Genomic DNA, 4,967 nt, shown 5'->3' on the forward strand with positions numbered 1-4,967 from the left:
CCGCTCGCCCTGGGCGCCGGCCGTTGGCGCCGTACGGAGGGAGGGCTCCGGTCCGGTCCGCCGCCCGTGGTGTGTGCTCGGCTGCGCTCGCCACCTGTCCGGCCTCCCGCGGCTCCCGGCCCCGCGGATCGGTGCCGCGGCGTCCCGGCCGCGGCTCTCTTCGCGTGGTCTCCCACCTGTTCTGCCCGCAACAGGGCCCGCACTCACGTTTCCCCCGGAGGGTGGTGGTCGTTGGGCGGATCGTGAGACATGTATTGGAGCGGGCAAAACGGGCAGGGAACGGCATGGTCGTCGCCCTGGCATGGACAGGACTGCTGGCCGGACTGACGGGATGCACCGGTCAGCGGCCACCGGTCAACGACGCCAAGCCACGGCCACCGGGAGACACCATCCGGATCACTCCCAAGGACGGCGCCAAAAACATCGGCGCGGCGGAGAAGATCGAGGTGAGCGTGGCCGACGGCCGGCTGGAGCGCGTGCGGGTCGTCCAGATCGAGGACGCGAGCCCGACCGCGGTGCCGGGACGTATCTCCAAGGACGGCCGCGTCTGGACACCGGCGGGCCGGGCGCGGATCGCCCTAGCCGCCAAGTACAGCATCGACGCGGTGGCGGTGGACGGCCGGGGCCGGCGCTCGGCCCGGCACACCACCTTCACCACGGCCGTTCCCACCGATCAGTTCACCGGCTACTTCTCGCCCGAGAACCGGGCCACCGTCGGCACCGGAATGATCATTTCCTTCGACTTCAACCGGAAGATCCGCAACCGCGCCGCCGTCGAGCGCGCCATCGAGGTCACCTCGGATCCGCCGGTCGAGGTGTCGGGCCACTGGTTCGGTGACCAGCGCCTCGACTTCCGGCCCCGTACGTACTGGAAGCCGGGCACCGAGGTGGCGATCCGTATCGGGCTGCGGGACGTCCAGGCGGCGCCCGGAGTCTTCGGCATTCAGAACAAGCACGTCGGGTTCCGGGTCGCGCGGTCCCAGATCTCCCGGGTCGACGCCAGAAAACACACCATGGAGGTACGGCGTGACGGCATGCTGCTCTCGACTCTGCCGATCACCGCGGGCGCGCCCAAGAATCCCACGTACAACGGGAAGATGGTGGTGACCGAGCTGTACGACGTCACACGTATGAACGGCGAGACGGTCGGGTTCGGCGGCGAGTACGACATCGAGGATGTGCCGCACGCGCTGCGGCTGACCACGTCCGGGACGTTTCTGCACGGCAACTACTGGGCGTCCGAGGAGACTTTCGGCGCCGAGAACGTCAGCCACGGCTGTGTCGGACTGCGGGACGTCAGAGGCGGCGCGCCCGACACTCCCGCGGGCTGGTTCTTCTACCAGACGCTGATCGGCGATGTGGTGGAGGTGGTCAACTCGCATGACCGCACGGTCGCTCCGGACAACGGCCTCGGCGGCTGGAATCTGTCCTGGCAGCGGTGGAAGGAGGGCTCGGCCGTCCACTGACCGCTGTCCCGGCCCTGGTTGAGTCGCGCTGAACCCTCGTCGAATCTGCGTTCTCGTTGTACTCGTCGTACTCAGCGTCTTCTGAGTTTTCTGTGTCCTCCGCGTCCGCAGTGTCCTTTGCGTTCTCTGCGTACGACGATGTCTGTGCCCCGCCCCGTACAACCCGTATGACCTGCGCCGTCCCGGACTTGTTGGGACACAACGGTGACATTCGCGTACTCAACGCGACGCACGCGGTGTGATTATCTAGCGCCGTGCGCGTGCACATCAGCGCGTGGGAGTGCGGGCCGTGGCGGGGCCAGGCCGTGCGAGGGGAGACGACCAGAGTGAACGGGCTGCCGATATCGGGACAGCGGCGAGGACATCGGGGAACGGGGCCGCTGGCCCTGATGCTGGGGGCGCTCCTTCTGGTCCTCACCGCGTGCGGCGGTGGAGGCGGCGGCTCGGGCAAGGACGACGGTGACAAGAACCGCGGCAAGGACGCGACGAAGGTCGAGAACGCCGCGTCCGTCGCGGTGGTGACGATCCTGCCGAAGGACAACGCGAAGGGCGTCGCGACCACCGGCGCCCTCAAGGTCTCCGCGGCCAAGGGCAGGCTGACCACCGTCACCGTCCAGGACGACAAGGGCAATCCGGTCGAGGGAAAGCTGGCCGAGGGCGGCGCCGCTTGGGAGCCGCTCCAGCATCTCGCCGGCGCCACCAAGTACAAGGTGCACGCGATCGCCGAGGACGCCGACGGCCGGGAGTCCGCCAAGGACATCACGTTCACGACGCTCGTCCCGAAGAACACCTTCATCGGCACCTACACGCCGGAGGACGGCTCGACGGTCGGCGTCGGCATGCCGGTCTCCATCAACTTCAGCCGGGGCATCACCGATCCCGAGGCTGTCGAGCGGGCCATCACGGTGACGGCCGATCCGGCCGTACCGGTCGAGGGCCACTGGTTCGGCAACGACCGGCTGGACTTCCGTCCCGAGAAGTACTGGGCCGCGGGCACGAAGGTGACCGTGAAGCTCAATCTGGACGGTGTCGAGGGCCGTCCGGGCGTGTACGGCAAGCAGGCCAAGTCCGTGTCGTTCACCATCGGCCGCAGCCAGGTCTCCACCGTCGACGCGAGCGCCAAGACGATGAAGGTCGTAAGGGACGGCAAGCAGATCAAGAACATCCCGATCACCGCGGGCGCGCCGGCGACCACCACGTACAACGGTCAGATGGTCATCAGCGAGAAGTACGAGGTGACCAGGATGAACGGCGCGACGGTCGGCTTCGGCGGCGAGTACGACATCAAGGACGTGCCGCACGCGATGCGCCTGTCCACCTCGGGCACCTTCGTCCACGGCAACTACTGGGCGTCCTCGGGCACCTTCGGCTCGGCGAACGTCAGCCACGGCTGTGTGGGACTGCGGGACATCCGCGGCGGCGGGAACAACGGGACGCCGTCCGCGTGGTTCTACAACTCCTCGATCATCGGTGACGTGGTCGTCGTCAAGAACTCGAAGGACAAGCAGATAGCCCCGGACAACGGTCTGAACGGCTGGAACATGTCCTGGTCGGAGTGGATCGCGTAACACCCGCGGAGTAGCAGTGGTGGCGGACCCGATGCACTGTGACCAAGTGCATCGGGTCCGTTGTCGTTAGCGCCGGTTAACCTGCCTTGTATGGCATTCGTGAACCTCGAAGTCTCCGGCGGCGTCGGCACCATCCGGCTCGACCGCCCACCGATGAACGCGCTCAACACCGCCATCCAGGACCGGCTGCGCGAGCTGGCCGAGGAGGCGGGCCGGCGCGAGGACGTCCGCGCGGTGATTCTGTACGGCGGCGAGAAGGTCTTCGCGGCCGGCGCCGACATCAAAGAGATGCGGGACATGGACCACGCGGCGATGGTCGGGCGCTCCCGGGCGCTCCAGGAGTCGTTCACGGCGGTGGCCCGTATCCCCAAGCCCGTCGTCGCCGCGGTCACCGGCTACGCGCTGGGCGGCGGCTGCGAGCTGGCCCTCTGCGCCGACTTCCGGATCGCCGCGGACGACGCCAGGCTGGGCCAGCCCGAGATTCTGCTCGGGCTGATCCCGGGCGCCGGCGGCACCCAGCGGCTGGCCCGGCTGGTCGGTCCCTCCCGCGCCAAGGACCTCATCTTCACGGGCCGTCAGGTGAAGGCCGAGGAGGCGCTGGCGATCGGTCTGGTCGACCGCGTGGTCCCGGCGGCGGAGGTGTACGAGCAGGCGGCGGCCTGGGCCGCGAAGCTCGCCCAGGGGCCCGCGCTCGCGCTGCGGGCGGCGAAGGAGTCGGTGGACGCGGGCCTGGAGACGGATCTGGAGACCGGCCTCGCCATCGAACGGAACTGGTTCGCCGGGCTGTTCGCCACGGAGGACCGCGAGCGCGGCATGCGGTCCTTCGTGGAGGACGGTCCGGGCAAGGCCAAGTTCCTCTGAAAGGGCCTTGGTTGGACACGGAGAGCCACGACGTCAACTCCACGCACGCCTTAGCACAGACTTAAGGGAGCCTTAAGGGAAATGCTGTGATCACTCCGGGCGATCATTGAATCGCTGGGTGTCATCGCAGGTCAGAAGGGGCTCAAGCGGTCAAGCTCTGCCCTTGGCATATGCCGTTCACGCCCCCCGGAATGATTCATTCCGGGGGGTCCAATCCCTTGGAAAGGCCCCGGAGCGGGCTCTGGGCGGCCATGATGGGGGCATGGCGGGCCTGGAGGGTGTGGAGCAGCCGCGGCAGCGCGGCAGCGTGACCGCAGCGCGGTGGATACCGTCCGTCGAAGACGAACAGGCGCTCAAGGCGCTGGAGTTGTTCGGAAATCCGACGGAGGCGGAAGTCCGTCTGCCCTCCCGCCCGGAATCCGCCTCGGCCGCCCGCAGGATCACCCACAGTGTGGTCCTGCGTCAGTGGGCGCTCTCGCCGCAGACCGCCGAGTACGCCGTCCTGCTCGTCTCGGAGCTCGTCGGCAACGCCGTACGCCACACCGGTGCGCGCGTCTTCGGATTACGGATGCTGCGTCGCCGTGGCTGGATCAGGATCGAGGTCCGTGATCCCTCCCGGGGACTGCCCTGTCTGATGCCGGTGCATGAGATGGACACCAGCGGGCGCGGGCTCTTCCTGGTGGACCGGCTCTCCGACCGGTGGGGCGTGGATCTGCTGCCGCGCGGTAAGACCACCTGGTTCGAGATGCGGGTCGCCGACCGGCAGACTCCCTGAGCCCTCGCCGGTCGCCGCCACCTGGTGGCCCTCGCCCGTCGTCCTCACCCGTCGGTATCAGTGCCGGTACGAGCCCTGGCCCTCCATCGGGTTAATCATCACTTTTTAGCCGGTACGCGCCTTAAATGGGTGCGTGATCCCGATCGACCGTCGCAGAGCACTGCGCGCAGCAGCCGGCGCGGCCGTCACGGGCGCCCTCGCCACCGGCTGTACGGACAGCGCCCCGGGCCCGCCCGGCTCCGTACCCACGCCACCCACGCCCTCCGCACGACAGGCGCGGCCCGCGGGTCGCGCCGC

Annotated in this window: 4 protein-coding genes; all 4 read left to right on the forward strand. The window is 68.6% G+C overall.

Going from position 1 to position 4,967, the window contains the following annotated elements:
- Positions 1 to 284: 284 nt before the first annotated feature.
- The 4 genes from GA0115259_RS28970 (at position 285) to GA0115259_RS28985 (ending at position 4,670) form a co-directional block, all read left to right on the forward strand.
- Entirely contained in the window at positions 285 to 1,466 is a 1,182-nt protein-coding gene (locus GA0115259_RS28970) for a L,D-transpeptidase (RefSeq protein ID WP_093602499.1), read from the forward strand.
- Between the two features lie 326 nt (positions 1,467 to 1,792).
- The gene (locus tag GA0115259_RS28975) at positions 1,793 to 3,034 is read left to right on the forward strand and encodes a L,D-transpeptidase (protein WP_370748622.1); all 1,242 of its coding nucleotides are present in this window, start codon (positions 1,793 to 1,795) and stop codon (positions 3,032 to 3,034) included.
- Between the two features lie 90 nt (positions 3,035 to 3,124).
- Positions 3,125 to 3,895 carry an enoyl-CoA hydratase/isomerase family protein gene (locus GA0115259_RS28980; protein WP_093602503.1) on the forward strand — a complete coding sequence of 257 codons (771 nt, stop codon included), beginning with the start codon at positions 3,125 to 3,127 and terminating at the stop codon, positions 3,893 to 3,895.
- 157 nt (positions 3,896 to 4,052) lie between these two features.
- On the forward strand, positions 4,053 to 4,670 hold the full coding sequence (locus GA0115259_RS28985; protein ID WP_093602505.1) for an ATP-binding protein: 618 nt from the start codon (positions 4,053 to 4,055) through the stop codon (positions 4,668 to 4,670).
- The last annotated feature ends 297 nt before the right edge of the window (positions 4,671 to 4,967 follow it).

Origin of the sequence: Streptomyces sp. MnatMP-M17, assembly GCF_900091995.1 — a bacterium.
GTDB lineage: Bacteria > Actinomycetota > Actinomycetes > Streptomycetales > Streptomycetaceae > Streptomyces.

What these genes read in the sequence shown, in the direction of transcription:
- GA0115259_RS28970 (WP_093602499.1), top strand. Translation starts at nt 285, where the DNA reads ATGGTCGTCGCCCTGGCATGGACAGGACTGCTGGCCGGACTGACGGGA.
- GA0115259_RS28980 (WP_093602503.1), top strand. Translation starts at nt 3,125, where the DNA reads ATGGCATTCGTGAACCTCGAAGTCTCCGGCGGCGTCGGCACCATCCGG.